General features: G+C 69.5%; 18 protein-coding genes, 3 tRNA genes and 1 pseudogene. 2 read left to right on the top strand and 20 right to left on the bottom strand.

What is annotated here, in order from left to right; translation table 11 throughout:
* From rpoB to K8V84_RS08255, 8 genes are all read right to left on the bottom strand, one after another.
* Nucleotides 1-2,617: DNA-directed RNA polymerase subunit beta (gene rpoB, locus K8V84_RS08220; RefSeq protein WP_304072556.1), on the bottom strand; the 2,617-nt coding region annotated here is incomplete at its 3' end.
* A 773-nt stretch (nucleotides 2,618-3,390) separates the two neighbouring features.
* The gene (rplL, locus tag K8V84_RS08225) at nucleotides 3,391-3,777 is read right to left on the bottom strand and encodes a 50S ribosomal protein L7/L12 (RefSeq protein ID WP_304072559.1); all 387 of its coding nucleotides are present in this window, start codon (nucleotides 3,775-3,777) and stop codon (nucleotides 3,391-3,393) included.
* Nucleotides 3,778-3,873: 96 nt separating this feature from the next.
* Nucleotides 3,874-4,401, bottom strand: coding sequence for a 50S ribosomal protein L10 (gene rplJ, locus K8V84_RS08230; RefSeq protein WP_304072562.1), 528 nt, complete (start codon nucleotides 4,399-4,401; stop codon nucleotides 3,874-3,876).
* 523 nt (nucleotides 4,402-4,924) lie between these two features.
* On the bottom strand, nucleotides 4,925-5,602 hold the full coding sequence (gene rplA / locus K8V84_RS08235) for a 50S ribosomal protein L1 (protein ID WP_304072564.1): 678 nt from the start codon (nucleotides 5,600-5,602) through the stop codon (nucleotides 4,925-4,927).
* A gap of 89 nt (nucleotides 5,603-5,691) precedes the next feature.
* Nucleotides 5,692-6,120, bottom strand: coding sequence for a 50S ribosomal protein L11 (rplK, locus tag K8V84_RS08240; protein WP_067597729.1), 429 nt, complete (start codon nucleotides 6,118-6,120; stop codon nucleotides 5,692-5,694).
* 278 nt (nucleotides 6,121-6,398) lie between these two features.
* Nucleotides 6,399-7,202 carry a transcription termination/antitermination protein NusG gene (gene nusG / locus K8V84_RS08245; RefSeq protein ID WP_304072569.1) on the bottom strand — a complete coding sequence of 268 codons (804 nt, stop codon included), beginning with the start codon at nucleotides 7,200-7,202 and terminating at the stop codon, nucleotides 6,399-6,401.
* A 180-nt stretch (nucleotides 7,203-7,382) separates the two neighbouring features.
* Nucleotides 7,383-7,634: a preprotein translocase subunit SecE gene (gene secE, locus K8V84_RS08250; protein ID WP_304072571.1), complete on the bottom strand. Its 252-nt coding sequence runs from the start codon at nucleotides 7,632-7,634 to the stop codon at nucleotides 7,383-7,385.
* Between the two features lie 102 nt (nucleotides 7,635-7,736).
* A tRNA-Trp gene (locus K8V84_RS08255) sits at nucleotides 7,737-7,809 on the bottom strand.
* 224 nt (nucleotides 7,810-8,033) lie between these two features.
* On the opposite strand from K8V84_RS08255, the gene K8V84_RS08260 reads away from it, so the two are divergent.
* A complete protein-coding gene (locus K8V84_RS08260; protein ID WP_304072574.1) occupies nucleotides 8,034-9,242 on the top strand; it encodes a pyridoxal phosphate-dependent aminotransferase in 1,209 nt (402 codons plus the stop codon).
* A 120-nt stretch (nucleotides 9,243-9,362) separates the two neighbouring features.
* Nucleotides 9,363-10,400, top strand: coding sequence for an adenosine deaminase (locus tag K8V84_RS08265; RefSeq protein ID WP_304072577.1), 1,038 nt, complete (start codon nucleotides 9,363-9,365; stop codon nucleotides 10,398-10,400).
* Between the two features lie 53 nt (nucleotides 10,401-10,453).
* On the opposite strand, the gene K8V84_RS08270 is transcribed toward K8V84_RS08265, so the two are convergent.
* The 12 genes and pseudogenes from K8V84_RS08270 to K8V84_RS08325 all read right to left on the bottom strand — a co-directional run.
* On the bottom strand, nucleotides 10,454-11,047 hold the full coding sequence (locus K8V84_RS08270) for a TMEM165/GDT1 family protein (RefSeq protein ID WP_304072580.1): 594 nt from the start codon (nucleotides 11,045-11,047) through the stop codon (nucleotides 10,454-10,456).
* A 316-nt stretch (nucleotides 11,048-11,363) separates the two neighbouring features.
* Entirely contained in the window at nucleotides 11,364-12,425 is a 1,062-nt protein-coding gene (locus tag K8V84_RS08275) for a UDP-N-acetylmuramate dehydrogenase (protein ID WP_304072597.1), read from the bottom strand.
* 77 nt (nucleotides 12,426-12,502) lie between these two features.
* The gene (locus K8V84_RS08280; RefSeq protein ID WP_304072582.1) at nucleotides 12,503-12,928 is read right to left on the bottom strand and encodes a MaoC family dehydratase; all 426 of its coding nucleotides are present in this window, start codon (nucleotides 12,926-12,928) and stop codon (nucleotides 12,503-12,505) included.
* Nucleotides 12,929-12,945: 17 nt separating this feature from the next.
* Nucleotides 12,946-13,389: a MaoC family dehydratase N-terminal domain-containing protein gene (locus tag K8V84_RS08285; RefSeq protein WP_304072584.1), complete on the bottom strand. Its 444-nt coding sequence runs from the start codon at nucleotides 13,387-13,389 to the stop codon at nucleotides 12,946-12,948.
* Between the two features lie 154 nt (nucleotides 13,390-13,543).
* A complete protein-coding gene (gene rpmG / locus K8V84_RS08290) occupies nucleotides 13,544-13,708 on the bottom strand; it encodes a 50S ribosomal protein L33 (protein ID WP_026117477.1) in 165 nt (54 codons plus the stop codon).
* A 99-nt stretch (nucleotides 13,709-13,807) separates the two neighbouring features.
* Nucleotides 13,808-13,883 (bottom strand) — tRNA-Met (locus K8V84_RS08295).
* Nucleotides 13,884-13,984: 101 nt separating this feature from the next.
* A tRNA-Thr gene (locus tag K8V84_RS08300) sits at nucleotides 13,985-14,060 on the bottom strand.
* A gap of 271 nt (nucleotides 14,061-14,331) precedes the next feature.
* On the bottom strand, nucleotides 14,332-16,437 hold the full coding sequence (locus K8V84_RS08305) for an AAA family ATPase (RefSeq protein ID WP_304072587.1): 2,106 nt from the start codon (nucleotides 16,435-16,437) through the stop codon (nucleotides 14,332-14,334).
* A gap of 85 nt (nucleotides 16,438-16,522) precedes the next feature.
* Nucleotides 16,523-21,139 (bottom strand): TIGR02680 family protein, encoded by a 4,617-nt coding sequence (locus K8V84_RS08310; RefSeq protein WP_304072589.1) that lies wholly within the window; start codon nucleotides 21,137-21,139, stop codon nucleotides 16,523-16,525.
* Nucleotides 21,093-22,487, bottom strand: a complete 1,395-nt coding sequence (locus tag K8V84_RS08315) for a TIGR02678 family protein (protein WP_304072591.1) — start codon at nucleotides 22,485-22,487, stop codon at nucleotides 21,093-21,095. The genes K8V84_RS08310 and K8V84_RS08315 overlap by 47 nt, the downstream gene beginning before the upstream one ends.
* Entirely contained in the window at nucleotides 22,487-23,446 is a 960-nt protein-coding gene (locus K8V84_RS08320) for a DUF2397 family protein (RefSeq protein WP_304072594.1), read from the bottom strand. Before K8V84_RS08320 ends, K8V84_RS08315 begins: the two co-directional genes overlap by 1 nt.
* A 172-nt stretch (nucleotides 23,447-23,618) precedes the next feature.
* Nucleotides 23,619-23,823: pseudogene (locus K8V84_RS08325) on the bottom strand (hypothetical protein); the annotation flags it as partial.

Genomic DNA, 23,823 nt, shown 5'->3' on the forward strand with positions numbered 1-23,823 from the left:
TGTTGCCGTGACGGCCGGCGAGCTTGTCGCCGTCGGTGATCTTGCGCTTCTGGGCCACGTAGACGCGGACCATCTCGTTGACGCCGGTGGGGAGGATGTCTCCGTCCTCGTCGTCGGTGAAGACGCGCACGCCGATGACGGTGCCGGACTCGCCGTGCGGGACGCGCAGCGAGGTGTCGCGCACCTCACGGGCCTTCTCGCCGAAGATCGCGCGCAGCAGGCGCTCCTCCGGGGTCAGCTCGGTCTCACCCTTGGGCGTGACCTTGCCGACGAGGATGTCGCCGTCGACGACCTCGGCGCCGATCCGGATGATGCCCCGGTCGTCGAGGTCGGCCAGGACCTCCTCGCTGACGTTGGGGATCTCCCGGGTGATCTCCTCCGGGCCCAGCTTGGTGTCACGGGCGTCGACCTCGTGCTCCTCGATGTGGATCGAGGACAGGACGTCGTCCTGCACCAGACGCTGGGAGAGGATGATCGCGTCCTCGTAGTTGTGACCCTCCCAGGACATGTACGCCACGAGGAGGTTCTTGCCCAGCGACATCTCGCCCTGGTCCGTGGAGGGACCGTCGGCGAGGACCTGACGCTCCTCGACCCGCTGGCCCTCCTGGACGATGGGGCGCTGGTTGAAGCAGGTGCCCTGGTTGGAGCGCTGGAACTTGCCCATCCGGTACGTCTTGCGCGTGCCGTCGTCGGCCATCACGGTGACGTAGTCGGCGGTGACGTCCTCGACCACACCGGACTTCTCGGCGAGGATGACCTCACCGGCGTCGGTGGCGGCGCGGTACTCCATGCCGGTACCGACGAACGGCGACTCGGCGCGCAGCAGCGGCACGGCCTGGCGCTGCATGTTGGAACCCATGAGCGCGCGGTTGGCGTCGTCGTGCTCCAGGAACGGGATCATGGCGGTGGCGACCGACACCATCTGGCGCGGCGACACGTCCATGTAGTCGACCTCGTCGGTGCTGACCTGCTCGAACTCCCCGCCCTTACGACGGACGAGCACACCGGCCTCGGCGAAGCTGCCGTCGGCGTTCAGCGGGGTGTTGGCCTGCGCGATGACGCACAGGTCCTCCTCGTCGGCGGTGAGGTAGTAGACCTCGTCGGAGACCTTGCCGTCGATGACCTTGCGGTAGGGGGTCTCCACGAAGCCGAAGGAGTTCACGCGACCGTAGGCGGCGAGCGAACCGATCAGACCGATGTTGGGACCCTCAGGGGTCTCGATCGGGCACATGCGGCCGTAGTGGGACGGGTGAACGTCTCGGACCTCGAAGCCCGCGCGCTCACGGGACAGACCGCCCGGACCCAGCGCCGAGAGGCGACGCTTGTGGGTCAGACCCGCGAGCGGGTTGGTCTGGTCCATGAACTGGGACAGCTGCGAGGTGCCGAAGAACTCCTTGATGGAGGCCACGACGGGACGGATGTTGATCAGGGTCTGCGGCGTGATCGCCTCGACGTCCTGGGTGGTCATCCGCTCGCGGACGACGCGCTCCATGCGGGCCAGGCCCAGGCGGACCTGGTTCTGGATGAGCTCGCCGACGGTGCGCAGGCGACGGTTGCCGAAGTGGTCGATGTCGTCGGTCTCGATCGGACGGAGGCCGAGGACGGTCTCCTTCTCGACCTCACCCGCGTGCAGGCGGACGAGGTAGTCGATCGTGGAGACGATGTCCTCTTCGGTGAGGGTCCCCTGCGTGAACTCGGTGTCCAGACCGAGCTTCTTGTTGATCTTGTAGCGACCGACCTTGGCCAGGTCGTAGCGCTTGGGGTTGAAGTACAGGTTCTCCAGCAGCGCCTGAGCCGACTCCTTCGTGGGCGGCTCTCCCGGACGCAGCTTGCGGTAGATGTCCAGCAGCGCGTCGTCGGTACCCGCGGTGGGGTCCTTCTCCAGGGTGTTGCGGATCGACTCGTACTGGCCGAAACGCTCCAGGATCTGGTCGGTGGTCCAGCCGAGGGCCTTGAGCAGGACGGTGACGCCCTGCTTGCGCTTGCGGTCGATGCGCACACCGACGAAGTCGCGCTTGTCGACCTCGAACTCCAGCCAGGCACCACGGGACGGGATGACCTTGCACCCGAACAGGTCCTTGTCGGAGGTCTTGTCGACGGAGGTGTCGAAGTAGACACCAGGAGACCGAACCAGCTGGGACACGACGACGCGCTCGGTGCCGTTGATGATGAAGGTGCCCTTGACGGTCATGAGCGGGAAGTCGCCCATGAACACCGTCTGGCTCTTGATCTCACCGGTGTCGTTGTTGATGAACTCCGCCGTGACGAACATCGGGGCGGAGTAGGTCATGTCCTTGTCCTTGCACTCCTCTTCGGAGTACTTGGGCGGTTCGAACCGGTGGTCACGGAACGAAAGGGACATCGTGCCCGAGAAGTCCTCGATCGGGCTGATCTCCTCGAAGATCTCTTCGAGACCGGACTGCTCCGAAACGTCCTTGCGGCCGGCGGCGCGGGCAGTCTCGCCCCGCGTCTTCCACGTGTCGTTGCCCAACAGCCAGTCGAACGACTCGGTCTGCAGGGCCAGAAGATTGGGAACCTCAAGGGGTTCCTGGATACGGGCGAAAGAAACGCGGTGCGGACCAAGGGCGTTAGCGGAGGCGTTGCGCGAGGCTGCCAACAGGGGTCCTTCCGAAGGCTTGTGGCGGTTGAAGCGCGCACGCCAGACGATCCGTCACGAGAAGGACCGCCGCAACACGGTTGAGACGGTCACATCGAGCGGGAGCGGGCTTTGTCGGAGCTTCCGGAGTAACAAACGGAAACGACGAAAAGCCGTTCACCGACACAGGGATCACCAAAGGGCAGCGCAAAAGAGCAGTGTAGCCGAACACTACACCGCTGTCCACTCACGGTCCACGGCGCCACTCACGACACCGGCAGGATCACCCCTGGAGGGCGATCCGTCAAGCCCGGCGGCCGACGAACGGCCACCGCACACGCCCCCGGGGGAAGGCCCTGGACCATCAGGGTGAAACAGCGCGCCTGCCCTGGACCCACGGGGGATTGTGAGCCAACGGACACCCGGAAGGATTCCCTCGCCCAAGGCGGGTAAACACTCCCCAACGGGTCCGTCAGGATTCCCGGGACGGGAGATTATCGCGTCCGAGGGACAGTTCGCACACGCGTACCCCACCGCCCCCGGTTTCCCCTGGTCCGAGGGCCCGGGGACCGCAACAGCTTCGCACATCGAAGGCCCGTCTCCCCGCACGGACACGGCCGCGCCACGACAAAGGGGACGTTCGTTCCCACCCGACCGGGACCTGGGTCCCATCGGACCCGGGTCCTAGGACGACGCCCGCCGCCCGGACACGGACACGAAAAAACGGCCGCTCCTCCCGGAGGGAGGAACGGCCGCTCAGCGTAGACCAGCGAGCGTCTGAGGCCCGCGGAGGACTACTTGAGGGTGACGGTGGCTCCGGCGCCCTCGAGGGCCTCCTTGGCCTTGTCGGCGGTCTCCTTGTTGACGCCCTCGAGCAGAGCCTTCGGGGCGTTGTCGACCAGGTCCTTGGCTTCCTTCAGGCCCAGGCTCGTGAGGCCGCGGACCTCCTTGATGACCTGGATCTTCTTGTCGCCGGCGGCCTCGAGGACGACGTCGAACTCGGTCTGCTCCTCGGCGGCCTCTTCGGCACCGGCGGCACCCGGGGCGGCGACGGCCACAGCGGCCGGGGCGGCGGCGGTGACGTCGAACTTGTCCTCGAACAGCTTCACGAACTCGGAGAGCTCGAGGAGGGTCATCTCCTCGAACGCGGCAAGCAGGTCCTCGTTGCTGAGCTTCGCCATGATGCGATCTCTCTTTCTCTCATGACACGCGCGCCAACGGCACAGCGTGCGAGCCAAAGGCCGGGCGCCGTCGGCACCCGCCGTGGTTCAAAGGGTTTAAGCGGCTTCCTCGTTGCGCTTGTCCGCCAGAGCCTGCGCGAGACGCACAGTCTTGGAGGGCAGCGCCTGGAAGACGGCGGCGGCCTGGCCCTGCTTGGCCTTGAGCGCACCGGCCAGCTTCGAGAGGAGAACCTCTCGGGACTCCAGATCGGCCAGCTTGGTGACCTGCTCGGCGGAAATCGACTTACCGTCGACGACACCGCCCTTGATCACCAGGGGCGAGTTCGCCTTCGCGAAGTCACGCAGACCCTTGGCGGCCTCGACGACGTCCCCGTGGACGAAGGCGATGGCGGACGGGCCTTCGAGCAGATCGGAGATCTGCTCGTCGACACCGGCCTCCTTGACCGCGATCTTGGTCAGCGTGTTCTTGACGATGCGAAAACGCGTGCTCTGACCGAGGCTGCGGCGCAGTTCGGAAACCTGCGCGACAGTGAGCCCCCGGTATTCGGTCAGCACTGCGGCGTTCGAATCGCGGAGCTCGTCCGCGAGTTCGGCGACCGCGGCTGCCTTGTCCGGCCTCGCCATGGGACTCCTTCCAACAGTGAACGCTGGTTTTATCCCAAGGACTTCCACGATCGGCGTCAGCACGAGAAAAGCCCCGAGCGCAAGGCGCACGGGGCATGTCCGCGTTCTCCCGCCCATGTGCTCGGCACACGGGACCCGGAACGGGAAAGCTCTGGTGACACCTGCGCGGGCGCCCATCGAGGTGGGTCCTTAGGTCACCCGAGCGGGTGACGACCAGCGGTCTTCGGCAAGTCCCAATGCTAACCGACGAATGGGAGTGCTCGACCACGTCGGGATCGACCGTCCGGTGACGATCGCCACTCCCCTGTCTTCGGCGAGGGTGGGACCTCGGCTGAGGTGGAACGCGAACCGCCCCCGCGCTCCCGAAGGAGGCGAGGGCGGTTCGAGCGTCGTCCGGCCCCGGAACGTTCCTCACTCGTTCGACGACCGAAAGAAGGAGGACCGCCGGCCGCCGGGCCGCCCGTTGAGGGCGGTGGCGGGCCAGGGGCCGAGGCGCCGGCGACGGCGCGAAACGAACACGGTCTCAGGCGTCGAGCGGGATGCTCGGGCCCATCGTGGTGGAGACCACGGCCTTCTTGATGTAGCGGCCCTTGGCGGCGGACGGCTTGAGGCGGTTCACCTCGTCGATCGCGGCCTGGTAGTTCTCCAGCAGCTTGGGCTCGTCGAACGAGGCCTTGCCGATGATGAAGTGCAGGTTCCCGTGGCGGTCCACGCGGAACTCGATCTTGCCGCCCTTGATGTCGGTCACGGCCTTGGCCACGTCCGGGGTGACGGTGCCCGTCTTCGGGTTGGGCATGAGGCCACGGGGGCCCAGGACACGGCCGAGGCGACCGACCTTGCCCATGAGGTCCGGGGTGGCCACGACCGCGTCGAAGTCGAGGAAACCGTTCTGGACCTTCTGGACGAGTTCGTCGTCGCCGACGATGTCGGCGCCGGCGGCCCGAGCCTGCTCGGCACGCTCACCGGTCGCGAAGACCAGGACCCGAGCGGTCTTGCCGGTGCCGTTCGGCAGGTTCACGGTGCCGCGGACCATCTGGTCGGCCTTGCGCGGGTCGACGCCCAGGCGCAGGGCCACCTCGACGGTGGCGTCGAACTTGATGTTGCTGGTCTCCTTGGCCAGCTTCACGGCCTCGGCGGGGCTGTAAAGCCGGTCGCGGTCCACCAGGTTGGCGGCTTTGCGGTGGTTCTTGCTGCGCTTCACGCTGTTCTCCTACGGGAACGTGTGGTCCTTGGGCCAGCGCGTGGCCCTGCCACTGTGGTTCTTGCCGTCGAGTAACCCCTGTTCGGGAGCTACTTGACCTCGATGCCCATGGAACGGGCGGTACCGGCGACGATCTTGGTGGCGGCCTCGATGTCGTCGGTGTTGAGGTCGGGCAGCTTGGTCTGCGCGATCTCACGGACCTGGTCGGCGCTGATGGAACCGTTGTTGCTACGGCCCGGCTCGCCGGAGGCCTTGTCCACACCGGCGGCCTTCAGGATCAGCTTGGGCGCCGGGGGCGTCTTGGTGACGAAGCTGAAGGAACGGTCCTCGTAGATGGAGATCTCTACGGGGATGACGTTGCCGCGCTGGGCCTCCGTAGCAGCGTTGTACTGCTTGCAGAAGTCCATGATGTTGACGCCGTGCGGACCGAGAGCGGTACCGACGGGCGGCGCCGGGGTCGCCTGACCGGCGGGCAGCTGCACCTTGACGAGTGCGGCGAGTTTCTTCTTCGGAGGCATATCGGGTCCTTTGCCTGATCTGCGTTGTGTGCCGGCCCCTGCCTCCCTGACGGCACGTACGGGCCGAAGGGCCACGGCCGTGCCGCTGCCGAAGGAGGCTTCCCCGCGCGGGGCGCGGGGCCACGGCCCGTCGGGACCGGACGGGCCGGGCGCGTGTTCGTCGGGCCGCGAGGCCTGCCGTGACACGCGACGGTGGGCCCACCCCGTGAGGGTGGACCCACCAAGTCTACGTCGCCCGGACAGTGCTCCGGGCTGGTTGTGGGATGAACCCCACGACGTCAGATCTTGGCGACCTGGTTGAAGGAGAGCTCCACCGGGGTCTCACGGCCGAAGATCGACACGAGCACCTTGAGCTTCTGGGTGTCGCCGTTGATCTCGCTGACCGTGGCGGGCAGGGTCGCGAACGGACCCTCCATGACGGTGACGGACTCTCCGACCTCGTAGGCGACGTCGGAACGGGCCTCGCCGCCGCCCGCGGCCTTGGCCTGCGGGCCGGAGTCCGGCTCCTCCTCCGGCTCGGGGGCCAGGAGCTTGGCGACCTCGGTCAGGCTCAGTGGGGCGGGCTTGTTGGACAGGCCCACGAAACCGGTGACGCCCGGGGTGTTACGGATGGCCGACCAGGACTCGTCGGTCAGGTCCATGCGGACGAGCACGTAGCCGGGCAGGACCTTCTCGGTGACCTGCTGACGCTTGCCGCTCTTGACCTCGGTGACCTCGTGCTCGGGCACCTCGACCTGGAAGATGTACTCCTCCATGTTGAGGGACTGGGTACGGCTCTCGACGTTGGCCTTGACGCGCTTCTCGTAGCCGGCGTAGGTGTGCACGACGTACCAGTCGCCGGGCAACAGGACGAGTTCGTTCTTGAACTCCTCGACGGGGTCGAGGCGGGGCAACTCGGGCTCGGCTTCGGCCTCTTCGGCGCTCTCGTCGGCTTCGGCGACCTCACCGGCCTCATCGGCGAGCCCCGGGACGTCGCCATCGGCGTCCTGGGTCGGCTCGCCCGCCAGGCCGGTCTCTTCCGCCGACGACTGATCCGGCTCCTCTTCGGGGAAGTCGTCAGAGGTCAGTGGGGACTCGGACACGGCTGCTCTTTCTCTCGTCGGATTCGCTAGTGCGTGCGACGCACACCGAACAGGCCGTGCGTCGAACCCAGTTCTGCCAGCTTACGGTCTCTCAGGGCGACGCGGGACCAACGCGCGGACGAGGAAGGGCTTACGGGGCGGAGTTGACGCGCCCTTGCCCCTGTGAAGGAGGGCCGTGCCTTAGACGCTCGGCCGGCCGAAGGTGCTGTAGAGCCAGGTGACGGCCTCACCGAAGGCGAAGTCGAGAAGGGAGACGTAGGACAGGACCAGCACGACGAACACCAGGACGACGATGGTGTAGGTGGTCAGTTCCTTACGCGTGGGCCAGCGGACCTTGCGCAGCTCGTCGACGACCTGCTTGGTGAACGTCACCGGACCGGTACGACGCTTGGGCTCCCTCTCGGGCTTGGCGTCGGCGTCAGTCTGAGTCACCTGGGGTCCTTAGGGTCGCGGGCTGCTTGATTCCCCGTAGTTCCGTTGCCCTCGCGGCGGGGTGACGACCGTGGTCGCCACCCCGATCCGCGCTCGGACTTGCAGGGCAGGAGGGACTCGAACCCCCAACCGCCGGTTTTGGAGACCGGTGCTCTGCCAATTGAGCCACTGCCCTTAGCGGAAACTGCGTTGCCCACCATAGCCGGTCCTGAGCGTCGACGCACAACCTCGAAGGTGTGACGCCTGCATAACGAACCGGCCGGCGCGAACGAGTGTACGCCCATCCGGGGGCCACGACCAAACCGGTTCCACCGATCCGAACGCCCGGGGTGACCTTCCCCGCCCGAGGAAGTGACCTTCCCCCCGACGACGCGGATGAGCACATGACACCATAGGAACATGACTGATCGACCCCGTGTCTCTGCACGTATCAGCGCCATTTCCGAGTCCGCCACCCTCGCGGTGGACGCCAAGGCCAAGGCCATGAAGGCGGACGGCCGACCCGTCATCGGATTCGGCGCGGGGGAACCGGACTTCCCGACCCCCGACTACATCGTGGAAGCCGCGGTGTCCGCCGCACGCGAGCCCCGCTTCCACCGCTACACCCCGGCCGGCGGCCTCCCCGAGCTGAAGAAGGCCATCGCCGAGAAGACCGAGCGCGACTCCGGCTACAAGGTCGAGCCGGCCCAGATCCTGGTCACCAACGGTGGCAAGCAGGCCATCTACGAGGCCTTCGCCGCCCTGTTGGACCCGGGCGACGAGGTCATCGTGATCGCCCCGTACTGGACGACCTACCCGGAGTCGATCAAGCTCGCGGGCGGTGTGCCCGTCTACGTCGTCACCGACGAGAGCACCGGCTACCTGGCCTCGGTCGAGCAGTTGGAGGCGGCCCGCACCGACCGCACCAAGGTGCTGGTGTTCGTCTCCCCGTCCAACCCGACCGGCGCCGTCTACCCGCGCGAGCAGGTCCGCGCCATCGGCCGCTGGGCGAACGAGCACGGCCTGTGGGTGCTGACCGACGAGATCTACGAGCACCTGGTCTACGGTGACGCCGAGTTCGCGTCGCTGCCCGTCGAGGTGCCCGAGATCGCCGACCGCACCGTCATCGTCAACGGGGTCGCCAAGACGTACGCGATGACCGGCTGGCGCGTCGGGTGGATCATCGGCCCCAAGGACGTGGTCAAGGCCGCGAGCAACCTGCAGTCGCACGCCACCTCCAACGTCGCGAACGTGTCGCAGGCCGCCGCCGTGGCCGCCCTCTCCGGCGACCTGACCGCGGTGGACGAGATGAGGACGGCGTTCGACCGTCGTCGCCGGACCATCGTGCGCATGCTCAACGAGATCGACGGCGTGGTCTGCCCGGAGCCCGAGGGCGCGTTCTACGCGTACCCGTCGGTGAAGGACGTGCTCGGCAAGGAGATCCGCGGCAAGACCCCGAAGACCTCCGCGGAGCTGGCCGAGCTCATCCTGGAGGAGGCCGAGGTCGCCGTGGTCCCGGGTGAGGCCTTCGGCACCCCCGGCTACCTGCGTCTGTCGTACGCGCTCAGCGACGAGGACCTCATCGAGGGCGTGACCCGCATCCAGAACCTGCTGGCCGAGGCCAAGTAGCCCGCCCCGTACACGAGGGAGCCCCGGACCGAGTGGTCCGGGGCTCCCTCGTGTACGGGGCGGGCGCGGTTGTCGCCGTTCCCGGTGCGCGAGGTGTGATTCATACGGCAGGCTTGGGACATGGAGACACCGACCAGCGCCCGCCGGTTGGACCGGCTGCCCAAGGCCCACCTGCACCTGCACTTCACCGGGTCCATGCGCCACGAGACGCTCGTGGAGATGGCCGAGCAGCGGGGCGTGCACCTGCCCCAGGCCCTGTCCGAGGAGTGGCCGCCCAAACTGCGGGCCACCGACGAACGCGGCTGGTTCCGCTTCCAGCGCCTGTACGACATCGCCCGCTCGGTCCTGAAGCGGCGGGAGGACATGTACCGCCTGCTGCTCGAAGCCGCCGAGGACGAACGAGAGGCCGGTTCGGGCTGGCTGGAGATCCAGGTCGACCCCAGCGGCTACGCGTCCCGCTTCGACGGGCTCACCGCCACCCTGGAGCTCATCCTGGACGCGGCCCGCGTCGCCTCGGAGGAGACCGGCGTGGGCATCGGGATCATGGTGGCGGCCAACCGCACCCGGCACCCGTTGGACGCCCGTGCCCTGGCCCGCCTCGCGCGCCAGTACGCGGACAAGGGCGTGGTCTCGTTCGGGCTCAACAACGACGAGCGCCGCGGCCGCGCGCGTGATTTCGAGGCCGCCTTCCGGATCGCCAAGCGGGCCGGTCTGCTGTCTGCCCCGCATGGTGGCGAACTGAACGGTCCGCGCAGCGTGCGCGAGTGCCTGGACGAACTGGACGCCGACCGCATCGGACACGGGGTTCGGGCCATCGAGGACCCGTACCTGGTGGAGCGGATCGCCACCCAGGAGGTCACCCTGGAGGTGTGCCCGACCTCCAACGTGGGCCTGGGCGTGGTGGAGAAGGTGGACCACCTGCCACTGCGCAGGCTCTACGACGCGGGGGTGCCGATCGCCCTGGGCACCGACGATCCTCTGCTGTTCGGCCCCCGTCTGCTGGAGCAGTACCGGATCGCCCGCGAGGTGTTCGGGTTCAGCGACCCCGAGCTCGCCGACCTGGCCCGCATGTCGATCCGTGGTTCGGGGGCCCCGGACTCGCTGAAGAAGGAGATGCTCTCGGGCGTGGACACCTGGCTGGCGACGCCCGCCGATTAACGCCCGGGGTCGAGGGCCCCGGCAGCCCCCAGGCGGCGCCCCCGGGGGCCGGGTCAGGCGAGGAGGGCCCAGGCTCCCTGGGCGAGCATGGCGGCGCCGGCGAGGAAGAACAGCACCGAGGCGCCGATCCTGATCGCCCGCTCGGGCAGCTTCTTGCCGAGGACCGCGCCGATGGCGATGGCGATCCCGTCGGCGGCGACCATGCCGATCGTGGAGCCGATCCACACCGGGAGCCAGTGGTGCTGGGTGCCGACGGTGATGGTGGCGAGCATGGTCTTGTCCCCGAGCTCGGCGACGAAGAAGACCAGGGCGACGGTCATGAAGCCGGAGCGGATCCGGCGGGAGGCGGCGCGTTCCTCGTCCTTCTCGGTCATCTCGTCGCCGCGCAGCGTCCACAGGCCGAAGAAGAGGAAGGCCAGACCGGCGGCGAGGGTGAGCCAGTCGGTGGGCAGCGCCGCTCCGAGCACCTCGGCGATGAAGACGCTGCCCAGGTGGACCACGGCGGTGGCGGCGGTGATGCCGAGAATGACGGTGAGCACGCGATAGCGCGAGGCCAGGGACATCGCGACCAACTGGGTCTTGTCACCCATTTCCGCGATGAAGATGGCCACCGTGCTGATACCGAGAGCGGCGAGAAAAGCCGACATGACACTCCTGCTGTCCGAGATGGGCAGAAGGAGGCGGAGAACACCCCTTCAACCCGGTCCGTTTTCACCGGGTCAAAGGTCTCGCCCGCCCGCCTGAGCTGGGCTCACGCGGCCGGGACGGAAGGTCCAGTATGTCGACCGCGCACATTGGGGACTACTCCCCTTTGACACGAACGACATTATCAGTGACTTTTTTTATCGGCAATTCGTCGCTTCGACGAATTGTTTGTTTCGGCGAGGTGGAAATGTAAGTTAGGAGTGCCTAACTCGTTTCTTCGGGGCGTCGCTCCAGGCCGGCCCGGACGCGGAACCGGACCTACAGGCCCACGCCGACCATGACCGGCTCGTTGACCAGCCGCACTCCGAAGGCGGTCTCGACCCCGGCGCGCACCTCGCGAGCCAGGTCGAGCAGGTCGGCAGTGCTCGCGCCGCCGGGGTTGGTCAGGGCCAGGGTGTGCTTGCCGGAGATCCGCGCGGGACCGTCGCCGTAGCCCTTGGTGAACCCGGCCCGGTCGATCAGCCAGGCGGCGGAGAGCTTCACGTTGCCCTCGTCGTCGGGGTGTCCGGGGATCTCGGCGTCCGGGCCCAGGCGTTCGACGGCACGCTCGCGGAAGGCCTCGTACTCCTGCGGCGACAGGATCGGGTTGGTGAAGAACGAACCGGCGCTGCGGGTGTCCGGGTCGGCAGGGTCCAGCACCATGCCCTTGCCGCGGCGCAGGCCCAGGACGACCTCCCTGGCCTTCTTCAGCGGTACGCGCTCCCCCGCTTCGACACCCATGGTGCGGGCGACCTCGGCGTAGCGCACGGGACGGCTGAGCGGTCCACGACGCAGTTCGAAGACCACCTCGCACACCACGTAACGGTCGTGACCCTTGAAGGAGCTGTCCCGGTAGGTGAACCCGCAGTCCGCGTTGGACATGGTCACCAGGTCACCGGTGGTGCGGTCCAGGACCAACACCTCGCGGATGGTCTGGCTGACGTCCTGGCCGTAGGCGCCGACGTTCTGGATCGGTGTGGAACCGACCCGGCCGGGGATGCCGGAGAGGAACTCGATGCCGTTGAGGCCCTCGGCGACGGTCCGTTCGACCAGGGGGTCCCAGTCCACGCCCGCGTCCGCTCGCAGCAGGACGACGGTCTCACCCGTCTCCGGATCGGTCCCCGCCTCGGCCAGGGTGACGCCCTGGGAGGCGATCAGGATCACGGTTCCGGGGAAGCCGTCGTCGGCGACCACCAGGTTGCTGCCGCCGCCCAGGACGAGCACCCGCTCACCGGCGCGCTCGGCGTCGGTGACCAGACGGACCAGTTCGTCGGTTGTGGTGGCGGTGTGGAAGGCCTTGGCGGGACCGCCCAGGCCGAGCGTGGTGTGGTCGGCGAGCATCGTGGACACGGGCGTGGTACCTCTTCGTTCTCAGGAGGGCCAGGAGCTCCGGTCGGGGCCGGCCCGAAACAACGGGGTCAGGCGAGACGGACGACGGCCGACGCCTTGGCCAGGACCTTGGCGCCGCCGGATCGGGCGGTCAACAGGACGGTGACGGTGCCGTCGTCGTTCTTGGACTTGACCTTGCCGCCGACGGTGATCTCGGCGCCGTCATCGTTGTCGGGGACGACCACCGGCGCGGAGAAGCGTACCGAGTAGTCGACGACGCTTCCGGGGTCCCCCGTCCAGTCGGTGATGACCCGACCGGCCTCGGCCATGGTGAACATGCCGTGCGCGATCACGTCGGGCAGGCCGACGGACTTGGCGAAGCGTTCGTTCCAGTGAATGGGGTTGAAGTCACCGGAGGCACCGGCGTAACGGACCAGGTCCAGGCGGCGGACCGGGAAGGTCCGCTCAGGCAGCTGCGCGCCGGTCTCGACCTCGTCGTACTTGAGCCTGCTCATCCTCGTGTCTCCGCTTCCTAGGATCCCCGGACGACGAGCATCATGCCCGCCGTCACCACGTGTTCGCCGTCGGCCGCCGTGGCCACCGTCTCCAGGGTGAGCAGCTCGTTGCCGCCCAGGGCCTTGATGTCGGTGATGCGGGTGACGGTGTTCAGGACGTCACCGGCGTACAGGGGGCGTGCGTAGTGGAAGCTCTGGTCGCCGTGGACGACCCGGGAGAAGTCGACGCCCAGGTCGGGATCGGCGATGGCCAGCGCGGAACCGGCCATCCCCAGGATCACCGGGAAGGTGGGCGGGGCGATGACGTCGGGGTGGCCCATGGCCTTCGCGGACTCGCGGTCCAGGTAGACCGGGTTGAGATCGTTGATGGCCTCGGCGAACTCGCGGATCTTGCCGCGGGTCACCTCGTAGGCCTCGGGGGCGGGGTACTCCCGGCCGAGGTAGTCAGGGTTGATCGCCACGCTCTGCCTCTCGGATGTGGAAAAGTCGGGGCCCGGCCGCCGTCGCGGAGAAGGCCCCTGGACAGCGAACAGCCCGGTGAGCGATTGGCTCACCGGGCTGGAGTCTACGAGAAGCTGTCGCTCCCCGCCTGAGGCGACGACCCTCTTGCGTGACCTAGCGGGTCTCGCGGTGGTCGTTGTGCTTGCGGCAGTTCGGGCAGAACTTCTTGATCGTCAGACGGTCGGGGGTGTTCCGACGGTTCTTGCGCGTGATGTAGTTCCGGTGATTGCACTCCTGGCAGGCCAGGGTGATCTTCGGCCTCACGTCTGTGGCAGCCACTTCGGAGTGCCTTTCTCGCTGGAGACATTACCTTGACGCAGTGAAAAACTGCTGAGACCCACGACGACCCCTGAGTTCGACGCTCAGGGGTCAGTGGGTTGGTAGCGGGGGCCGGACTTGAACCGACGACACAGCGATTATGAGCCGCTTGCTCTACCGACTGAGCTACCCCGCCCCGATCAGACAGCAAAGACATCCTATCGCGGATGTCTGTTGCTTCGGCCGGCGAAGTTCCACCGGCCACCCACCTGAGTGGACCGGAACCTCATCAAGTGGTGGAGCCCCTTTACGGAATCGAACCGTAGACCTTCTCCTTACCATGGAGACGCTCTGCCGACTGAGCTAAAGGGGCGCGCTGTGGGACTTTCTCTCGTCCGCCCCGGGGGTGTTGCCCCCTTGCGCTGGTCATGACTATACAGGGATTGAGGGGTGGTCTGCCAAATCGAGGGCCCGACCCCCTTCCCCTCGGCTTGCCCGGGGCCGCCTCCGGATCACGAAACCCCTGATCAAGGCAGGTTTTTCGAGTTTTCGAGGCCCTGTTCCGAGCTTCGAAAAACGGTCCGAATGTGACGCCGTGCACCCCGTGAGGGGCCTCGAAGACCCCCCATGCCCTTCGGCGCCCCTCAGGCGCCGTTCTCGGCGAGCCAGACGTTGGACATGGCGTCGCGGTTGATCGTGCGGATGTCCGCGGCCAGCCCCAGGCGGCGCAGGGCGTCCGACAGTCGGGTGTCGTGGGTGAAGACGATGAGCTGCCGGTGCCGGCCCACCTCGGCCAGCACGGAGGCCAGACCCTCCACGGTCTCGGTGTCCATGGCCTGGACCGGGTCGTCCAGCAGCAGGAACCCGAACGGGTTGCCCTCGACGAGGGTGCGCGGCAGGCAGATGGACAGTGCCAGGGCCTGGAACTCGCCCTGGCTGAGCAGCCCGGGCGCGCTGGTCTGGTCCTCCACGCCGTCGACGGACACGTCCACCTCGACCCTCCGGCGGGCCCCGCGGCCGATGAGCCGCATGCCCTGCAGGTCGATGTGGCGTTCCTGGCGCAGCCGGAACCAGACCTGTTCGGCCTGGGCCGCGACCGGGCCGAGCCGTTCGGCGCGCACGCCCCGGGCGTACTCGGTGAGCCGGCCGAGCGCGGCCTCCGCGTACGAGAGGTCCTCGCTCGCCTTGATGGCGTCCTGGGCGTCGTCCAACCACTCGCAGAGCCGTTCGGCGAGGTCGGCCCACCCGTCGGTGGGGTCCTCCAGGCGTTCGGAGGCGTCCCGGCGCGCGCTGACCGCGGCCGCGCGGAGCCTGCGCCCCACGTCCTCGATGTGGTCGGCGAGTTCGGCGAGGTCCTCGATGTCGGAACCGGACTCCCACAGCGACCACACCTGGCCGAGTTCGCTCTCCGGGGGCAGCCAACCGGGCATCGGGGAGAGCAGGAAGCGGGCCTGGTCGCGGGCGGCGTCGGCGCGTTCGTAGGCGGCCGAGGTGACCGCGGCCTGAGGGCGCAGCGCGCGCAGTTGGGCGTTGGCGCGGCGCACCCAGTCGGCTCCCAGCGCTCCGGTGGTGGCGCAGGTGGGGCAGGTGGTCTCGGTGGGGTGGCGCTTGTGGTGTTCCAGCGCCTGTTCGAGGAGCTCGACCACCCCGTGGGCGTGGTCGCCCTTGGTGCCGGCGGCCATGGCCAGTTCCATGGCGGCGCCCCGCAGCTCGTTGACGACGTCGCTCATGATGACGCGTTCGGGGACGCTGAGTCGGCGCAGCCTGCGCATGACCACGTGCCGGGCCGGATCGCTGGGGCCGTCGTCGGCGGCCAGTCGGCGCAGGGCGTCCAGGTCCATGTCGGACGCTGAGAGCAGCCGTACGCTCTGCGCCGCCCTGGGGTCGGCGGAGGCGCCGAGCGCGTCCAGGAGCGGACGCAGAGCGCGCGAGGGGCGGTCACGGCGGCGGGCCAGGCCGTCGCAGACCTTGGCGAGGCGACGCTCGGCCTCGGCCAGACCGGTGATGCCCAGGAGCGCGGTGAGGGTGTCGTAGAGCTCGGCGGCGCGACCGGTGACGGTGCGACCGAGTTCGTCGTAGGACAGGAAGGGTCGGTAGCGGACCAGGTTCTCGCCCCAGTCGAGGGTGCGCAGCGACGACACCTCACCGTTGGGATGCACGACCTCGCCACGGGCGGAGCGAACGCTCTCCCCCGTCCAGCGACGACTGATCCGGGTCGGCCCGTGGTCCCCCGCGATGTGGATGTCGACGCTGGCCTCTGTGCGCTCGTCGTAGTGCAGGTTGCGCCAACCGTCGCGCCATCCCGTGGGCATGGCGTCCCAGCGGGGGTTGCGACCGGTCAGGGCGGCTTCGGCGGCCTCGGCGAAGCTGGACTTGCCGGACCCGTTGCGGCCGACGATCACCGTGAGGCCGGGGCCGGCGGGAAAGGTGAGTTCGGCGGGACGACCGATGCCGCGGAAACCCTGGACGCGGATGCCGGTGAGGTAGGCGCGGCGCATCAGTCCGGGCGGCGGGCCGCTCGGGGGGTCGGGAACGGCCTCGGGAATGTGCTCACCGCGCAGGAGGGCCTCCAGCGCGTCCTCGCCCCACAGGGCGGCGTTGATCCAGGACCGGACCCGTGAGGGTACCCCGGAGCGTGCCAGGGCCTCCAAGAGGCCCTTCGTGGTGGGGTCGTCGGCCCCGGGATCGGCCTCCCGGCCGTCCGTTCCTCCGTTCGCGCCCGCCTCGGGTACCCGAGTCACTTTCGCCACCCCGCTCCGTTTTCGAACCTGCATCTGCAGACTAGGACAGGAAGGCAGGAAGCGCGCTGGTGATGCCTACAACACGAGGCGCGGATCATACCCCCACGAGTTTTCTCCGGCTGCCGTCCCAGGTGAAGTGCAAAGTCGCGATCCCCGGCACGTTGGGGTCGCGCAGGCACTCGTAGATGTTGAGGCTGGGCACGCTCGCGAAGCATCCCCAGACCCGTTCGGAGGTCAGCACGAAGTCGAGATCGAGTTCGACCAGCAGACCGAGGAGCCTGCCGTGGGTGGGTTCGTCGACCTTGGCGAAGGCGTCGTCCAACAGGATCAGGCGGGGGGCCCAGGGCGCTCGGGCCGCGAGGGCGTCGAAGTGGGCGGCCGCCGCAGCGAACAGCACCAGATAGGCGACCACGCGCTGTTCACCCTGGCTGAGGGCGGTGCGATGGCCCAGACGGCGTTCGTCGCCCGCGGAGTCGGTGACGTACACGGTGAACGTGAACCAGGACCGGTAGTCCAGGGCAGCGCGCAGTTGGGCGCCGCCCGTGGCGGTCGGGTCGAGTCGACGGATCGCCTCGATGCAGCGGCGCAGCGCGTCGCGCAGCCGGGTCGTCTGGACGCGGGTGCGTTCCTGCGGCGGGGTGGCCAGAAGGGGAACGACCGCCTCGACGTCGGCACCCGCGTCGGGGGCCAGGTTCCAGTCCAGACGCACGCCGAGCCCGGCGGAGGTGGTGACGTCCTTGAGGACGTCGTTCATGGTGGCGATGAGGGCGCGGGCCTCGTCGATCTGGCGGGAGAGGTGTCCGGCGAGCTCGCCGAGCAGGTGGCGTTCGAAGGCCTCCTCCTCCGCGATGGCGACGGTCTCCTCTGCCTTGGTCACGGACGCCGCGACGTGTTCGGCGTAGGCGGTGACGTCGTGGGCCCCGTCCTCGTCGTGGACGGTGAGGCGTTTGACGCCCCGGGGTTCGGTGAGTTCGGTGCGGGTCTGCGCCCAGCCGACGGAGGTGAGGAGGCGCTGCAGGTCCTCGCGGCTGCCCAGGATGGCGCTGTCGTCGACCTCGGTGACGTCGGTCTGCGCGGCCAGGCCTGCCTCCAGCCGTTCGACGAAGTCGGCGAGGAGGTCCAGGCGGGTGTCGGGGCCCACGGGTTCTGTGTCGGCTCCCGCCTCCAGGGCCGCCAGGTAGCGGGTCAGCGGGCCGTCGTCGGCGGCGCAGTCCTCCAACCCGGCGGCGCGCAGCAGGACGGCGTCGGGGACGGTGTCCTCGGTCCCCTTGACCGCCTTGGCCGCGGGGTCGCCGATGGTGGTGACCGCGCCGACCAGGTTCTCCCCTGTGGCGAGGGCACGACGGACCTGTTCGGCGCGCTCGACGGTGGCCGCTTCCAGGCGCGCCTCGGCGGCAACGCGGTCATCGCGTGCCTGTTGGGCGCGGCGTTCGAGTTCGGGAAGGCGTTCGGCGGCCTCTTGGGCGCGGGCGCGGACCTGGTCGCGGGCCGCCTCGATCTGTTCGCCGGGCACCCCCCGCGCGCGGTCGCCAAGCTCGAACTGGCGGCGCACGGTGATCATGTCGTCGATGGCGCCGGCCCGGGCGTCCTCGGCGACCAGGCGCGCCGATCGGGTGCGGCTCCAGGCCGCGACGTGACGTTCGTGGTCGGCCAACTGCCAGGCGAGGACTTCGAGGTCGCGCAGGGCCGAGGCGATGAGGACGCGGAGGTGGTCCATGGCCCGCAGGGCGCTGTCGAGTTCGGCCCGTGTGGTGGGCAGCCCCTCCGCCCCGGCGGCGTCCTTGAGGCGACGGCGGAGGTCGAGGAGTTCGTTGCGGGCGTCGTCGGCGGTGGATCGGGCGGTGTCGTGCGCGCGCCGCGCCGCGGCGACGTCGGCGCGGGCCACGTCGAGGGTGGCCCAGGCCCGGACCAGGGGGGAGGCGTCCGGCAGGTCCCGCGAGACCTCCAGGAGTTCGGAGTAAGAGTGCTCCACGGCCCACCGTCGTTCGCCGGCCTCGGCGAGGAGCGCCTCGGCGATGGCCATGCGGCGGTCGGTGTTGGCGGTCTGACGGTCGCGGGCGCGTTTGCGCGCCGCCTCGCCGATGTACTCCGGTTCGGACTTGGTGTGGGCGCCCGAGGCCACGCCCAGGCGCCATCCGCCGGAGAGCGACATGGAGCTGACGGTGGCCACGGAGCTGTCCCGACGGTGCTTGGCCTCGGTGTCCTCGGTGGAAGCGCCGGTCGACTCCGAGCCCAGGGCGATGGAGGACAGCAGGGCGCGCAGGTTGTCGTTGTCGACGCCGCGGTCGGGGACCGCGACCGGCACGAGCACGTCGAAGAGGGTACGGCCCTTGGCGGGGCGGGCCGGGGTGACCATGAGGTCGCGGGTGGCGGGGTCGTACAGGGTGCCGTCGGCTCGGATCCACCCGGCGAGCAGTCCGCTGGCCTCCAAGGCGGCTTCGAGCCCGGCCTGTTCGCGAGTGGTGAGGCCGTTGGCGAAGTCGACGGCGAGATGGAAGGGGACTCCGTCGGAGTCGGGGCGCGTGTGGGTGGCCCACGCGGGGCGTTCGGGGGCGGCGTCGGCGTTCTTGGCCTTGCGTTCGGCGAGCTCGGCGAGCTCGTCGGCGAGCTGGCCCTCCTCGTTGACGGCCACGTCGCGCCGGGCGCGCAGCTCCTCCAGGAGTGGATCGACGGCGGTGTGGGCCAGGCGGGCGACCTTGGTGGGCACGTCGGGGTCCAGCACGCGCAGCGCGTCGGAGATGGGCAGCTCGACGCTGCCCTCCAGCTCGTGGACGGCGTCGCCCAGGGCGTGGGCGTGGCTGGAGTCGCGCAGGCGCGCGGCCCAGGTTCGGACACCCTCGGCGTAGGCGGCGCTCTGTTCGCGCAGCCCGGCGATGGCCTCCTGTTCCCGGGTGTGGGTGTGTTCGAGGGCGGCCTGGGCGCTCTCGGACTCGCTGGTCAGGGCCACCAGGCGACGGTCGGCGGCGGTCTCCGCGCTGGTCAGTCCGGTGAGGCGGGCGGCCTGGTCGGTGCGGTCGGCCGCGGCGTCGGCGGCGGCGGTGAGCCGGTCGTGCAGCCGGCCCAGGTTCTCGCGCAGGTCGTCGAGGTCGATGCCGTCGACGGGGGCGCGTTCCACGGCCTGTTCGAGGCCTTGGATGTCCACCCGGGTGGTGCTCTCGCGGGGGGCGTGCACGGTGGAGCGGGTGTCGGGGACCCGGCCCAGAGCACGGGGGTCCAGACCGGCGGCCGTGGCGGCGCGACCGGCTTCGGCATGGGTCTGTCGCAGGACGTCGAGGGCGCGTTCGACGGTGGAGACGTCCTCGCCCAACCGCTCGATCGCGTGGTCCTCGGTGGTGGCCGCGTGTTCGGCGGCGGCCCAGGCGGCCTCGGCGGCGCGGATGTAGGCGCCCACGGCGGCGTCGTAGGCGCGACGTTCGTTGGCGGTGGCGGTGGCCGCGTCCTGCTGGGCCGAGGCGAGGGTCCCGTCGTCGGCCTCGGCGGTGTCGCGGGTGCGGCGGGCCTGGTCGCGTTCCTCGGAGATCTGGCTCTCGTCCGAGATGAGCTCGTCGAGTTCGGCGCGCAGCCGGTCGGTCTCGTCCACTCGTCGGTCACGGGCGTCGAGCTGTTCGCGGACCTCGGCGGTCCGGGCGCGCAGGGTGTGCACCAGGTAACCGTGGTAGTCGGTGAGGAACTCGGCGACACCGCCGCCGGCCTCGGTGAGGGCGTTCTTCTCCGCGCGGGCCTGTTCGAGGTCGGCGATGTTGCGTGCCACCTCGTCCAGGACCGATTCGTCCATGGGCGGCAGGGCCTCGGAGAGGACGCCGACGAGTTCGCCCGCCTCCAGGCGGTCGCCGATGGTGGGGCGGCGCAGCCGGTAGAGCAGGTGGATGAGGTTGCGGTAGCGGACGGAGTCGTCGATGCCGAACAGGCTCCGCATCACCCGCGCCCGGTAGGGGACGGCGCTGGTGAAGCAGTTTTCCGCGCCGATCTCCGAGCGCAGCCGGTCCACGGGCTTGGGCCGGCCGTCCACGACCAGTTCCAGGTCGTGCCCGACCCGGCGTTCGGTGACGAAGAAGACACAGCGTGGGTCGGAGTCGCCCACGGCGAGGACGGCCGCGCCCAGGGTGAGGTAGCGGGGTTCCTCGCCCTCGGGTTCGGCGGCGGGTTCGGTCTGTGCCGCGAGCAGGGCGGAGGCCGAGTTGGGTCCGGTGGTGTGGGCGGCGGCGTCCAGGCCGCGGTCGCCGCGTGCGGTGGTGAACTCCACCCACAGGTAGCCCAGACGGGTCGCGGGACCGGGGGTCGCGTCGCCGTCTTCGGAGGCGGTGTCGGCGGGCGCGGCTTCGGTGCCGTCCGAGGCCGTTTCGGCGGACTCGCCGTCGGCGGGATCCTCGGGGCCGCCGAGCAGGTCGGGACCGGTCTCCTCCTCCACCGGGACACGTCCCGCACGAGGGTCGTCGGCCATCAGCCAGCGCAGGCTGGTCCGGTTGGTGCCGGTGGTGTCCAGACGCCGCACGTCCCCGTCCAACAGGAACGGCAGCAGCATCTCCAGGGCCTTGGACTTGCCTGCGCCGTTGCGCCCGCGCAGCAGCAGCCGGCCCTCGGCGAAGTCCAGGACGTGGTCGTCGTACTGCCAGACGTTCCGGATGCCCGCTCGTTCGAGGCGGTAACGGGGGGTGGGGGCGGGGTCAGCCGGAAGCTTCCCGTGGGCCTGGCTCGTCTCCTGTGTCACCACTGGTCGCGCTCACCTTCTCGTTCGCCACCGCTTGCAGCACGGACGCCACCCGGTCGAGGTCGCTACGGGGGTCGTCCCGAGGCTCGGGCTCCTGTGGACCGGAACCGCGCGGTTGTTCGGGGTGTGTCCGGTCTTCGGGATGTGTCCGGCTGTCTTCGCCATTGTCCTGGATCCGGGGGACGCGATCGTCCACTTCCGCGCCGTACCTCGCGGCGGCCGCCGTCAGTCTTCGGGCACCGGGTTCGCCCCGGAGCAGCCCGAGCCCGGTGAGGAGTTCCAGGACGAGGGAGAAGAGACGTTCGGGTTCGGGGATCTCCGGACCGGCGGTACGGGCCCACTCCGCGCGTACCTGCGCGTCGGCGCCGCCCAGCGCCTCCAAGGCGACCTGGAGTTCTCGCTCGGGGACGGGAACGGACGTGGTCGGTCGGCCGGGGTTCGACAGACCGGACAGGTGGCGGACCAGGGCCAGCGCCGTGTGTCCGACGGGGTCGTCGGAGGGGAAGCGCGGGCGGGCCATCGCCTCGTCGGACATGACCAGCGCCACACCCTCGGCTCTGATCTCGGTGTCGCAGCCCAACAGGTTGCCCAGGGCGGACGCGGCGCGCCACTGGTGGGAGGCGAGCCGGTCACGCTGGCGGTCGGAGAGCTCCTCACGGTGCACGACGGCGGTCTCGGCGAGCAGGCGGCGCAGGGCGACCTCCCCCGCCTGGTCGCTCTCGGGGTCCGCGTCGACCGCCTCGGCGAGGAACGCGTCGGCGTCCGTGCCGGCCCTGGGCAGGTGGGCGGTGACCGAGCGCAGGGCCTCGGTGTCGGGGACGAGTTCGGCGTCCACCGCGGCGTCGGCCTGGTGGGCTGCGATGGTGCCGGAGGCCTCGGTGAGCGCGCCGAGGTCCACCAGGTGGAACAGGGCCGCACAGTAGGAACGGCGTTCGCCCAGACCACGGGTGGGGTCGGCGTCGATGCCCGCCTCATGGGCGGTCGCGCGCACGGTGGCGGCGAGGGAGCGCACGGTGACGGGACCTTCCCGCTCGACCAGGACCGCGAGGGTCAGGGCGAGGTAGGTCAGGGCCCTGGTGGTGAGCCGGGAACCGTCCGCTCGGGTGATCGGTCCGGTGACCTCGTCGACGAGCCCGCGTTTGACCAGGCGGGCGTGGTCGTCGGCGATGGTGAGCCGATAGCCGAGCACGCGTTGGAAGCGCTGGACCAGCCACTCGTTGTGCGAGCGCACCAGCGAGAACTCGGCCGGGTGCGCGGCACGGGTGAGCAACGGGTGCGCCATGAGGGCGCGCGCGGCGGCCTGGCGTTCCCCGATGAGGGCGGCGTCTTCGCTGTAGGCGTTCGTCTCCATCACCCCCACCTCCGTGTCCAGGGCGTTCGCGTGGTGATCCCGATGGGACCGGTGTTCTGGGAGTCCGGGTCCGGGTCCGGTCCGGGGAGGTTATCGGGGTGGGTCGGTTCCTCGACAGGGGCCTGTGAGGTGTCCTCCTCGGGGTCCTCCACGACCGGGGGCGCGGCGTGCGGTGTTCCGGTGGGCGGGGTTTGCGCGGGGGGTGGTTCGGTCGGGACCGGTTCCACGGGTTCGGGGGTGTCCGGAACAGGTTCCGAAGGGGTGGGGGCGACCGGAGGCTCCGGGTCGGGGGTGACCGTGCGTTCGGCGGGGACGTCGACGACGTGCCGGCCATAGGGGGTCACGCACAGGCGCAGACCCTCCAGGCTCAGGTCGCCGCCCTCGCCGCGGACGGTGACCTCGGCCCCGGGCGCGGCGATGACGTGCAGGCGCAGGCCGAACTCCAGGTCACCGGCGGAGGTGGGGCGTCGGGAGGCGTCGCCCGAGCCCAGCGCCGCGGTGAGGAGCTCCATGAGGACCTCCATCCCGGCACCGGACAGGTCCAGACGGGCGTCGTCGCCCGTGGGTTCGGTCAGCAGGGAACGGATCTGCTCGGCGCCCGCGCGGCGCCAGTGCGCCGAGGACTCCGCGGCGTCCCGTAGGCGGGCCTGTTGGGCGCGGTGGTCCCGGACCGGTTCGGGGGGGCGGGCGCCGGGGTGTTCGGTGATGGTGCTGCGGTCGGGTTCCCCCTGCCACCAACTGGTGGTCGCCGCGACACTGTCGTCGACGCGTCCTTCCAGGTGACGGGCGGGGTGGAGGGCGAAGGCGGCGGTGGCCAAGGCTTCGGCGCGGTCCGGTTCCGACTCCTCGAACCAACCGGCCAGACGCAGCAGGGCGGCGCGGCCGTGCCGTGGCACCGGCCGGTCGCCGTTGCCCCGTCCATCGTCCGCGCGGTCGTTCGTCCACTGGTTGAGTCCCACAACTCAGCAGACTAGAGACCTCTCGGGCCCGCCACGCCCGGTTCGGCTTCCTCCATCCTCGACGAGATCCCCCGACACCCGCTCTGAACAGGTGTTTTGTCCCGACTGTGGCGTTTGTAAGGATTCTACGAAGAGCGGAGGAACTCTTCGATGTCACCTCGCCCCGGAACCCCTACTGCGGGACGCCGAGCTTGCCGTCGTCGGCCTGGTCGAACGCCTCACGGGTCTCTTCGGGCATGTCGTCGTCGTAATCGGTGATCGTGTACGTGGAGAAGTACATGGTGCCGTCCACGTCGACGGGGTCTCCGAGTTCAACGTCGACGTCGTAGGGGTCGTCCTGACAGTTCTGGTCCATACACCAGGTGCCCAGGACCTCG

The sequence above is a fragment of the Nocardiopsis listeri genome (assembly GCF_020741345.1).
GTDB classification, from domain to species: Bacteria; Actinomycetota; Actinomycetes; order Streptosporangiales; family Streptosporangiaceae; genus Nocardiopsis; species Nocardiopsis listeri_A.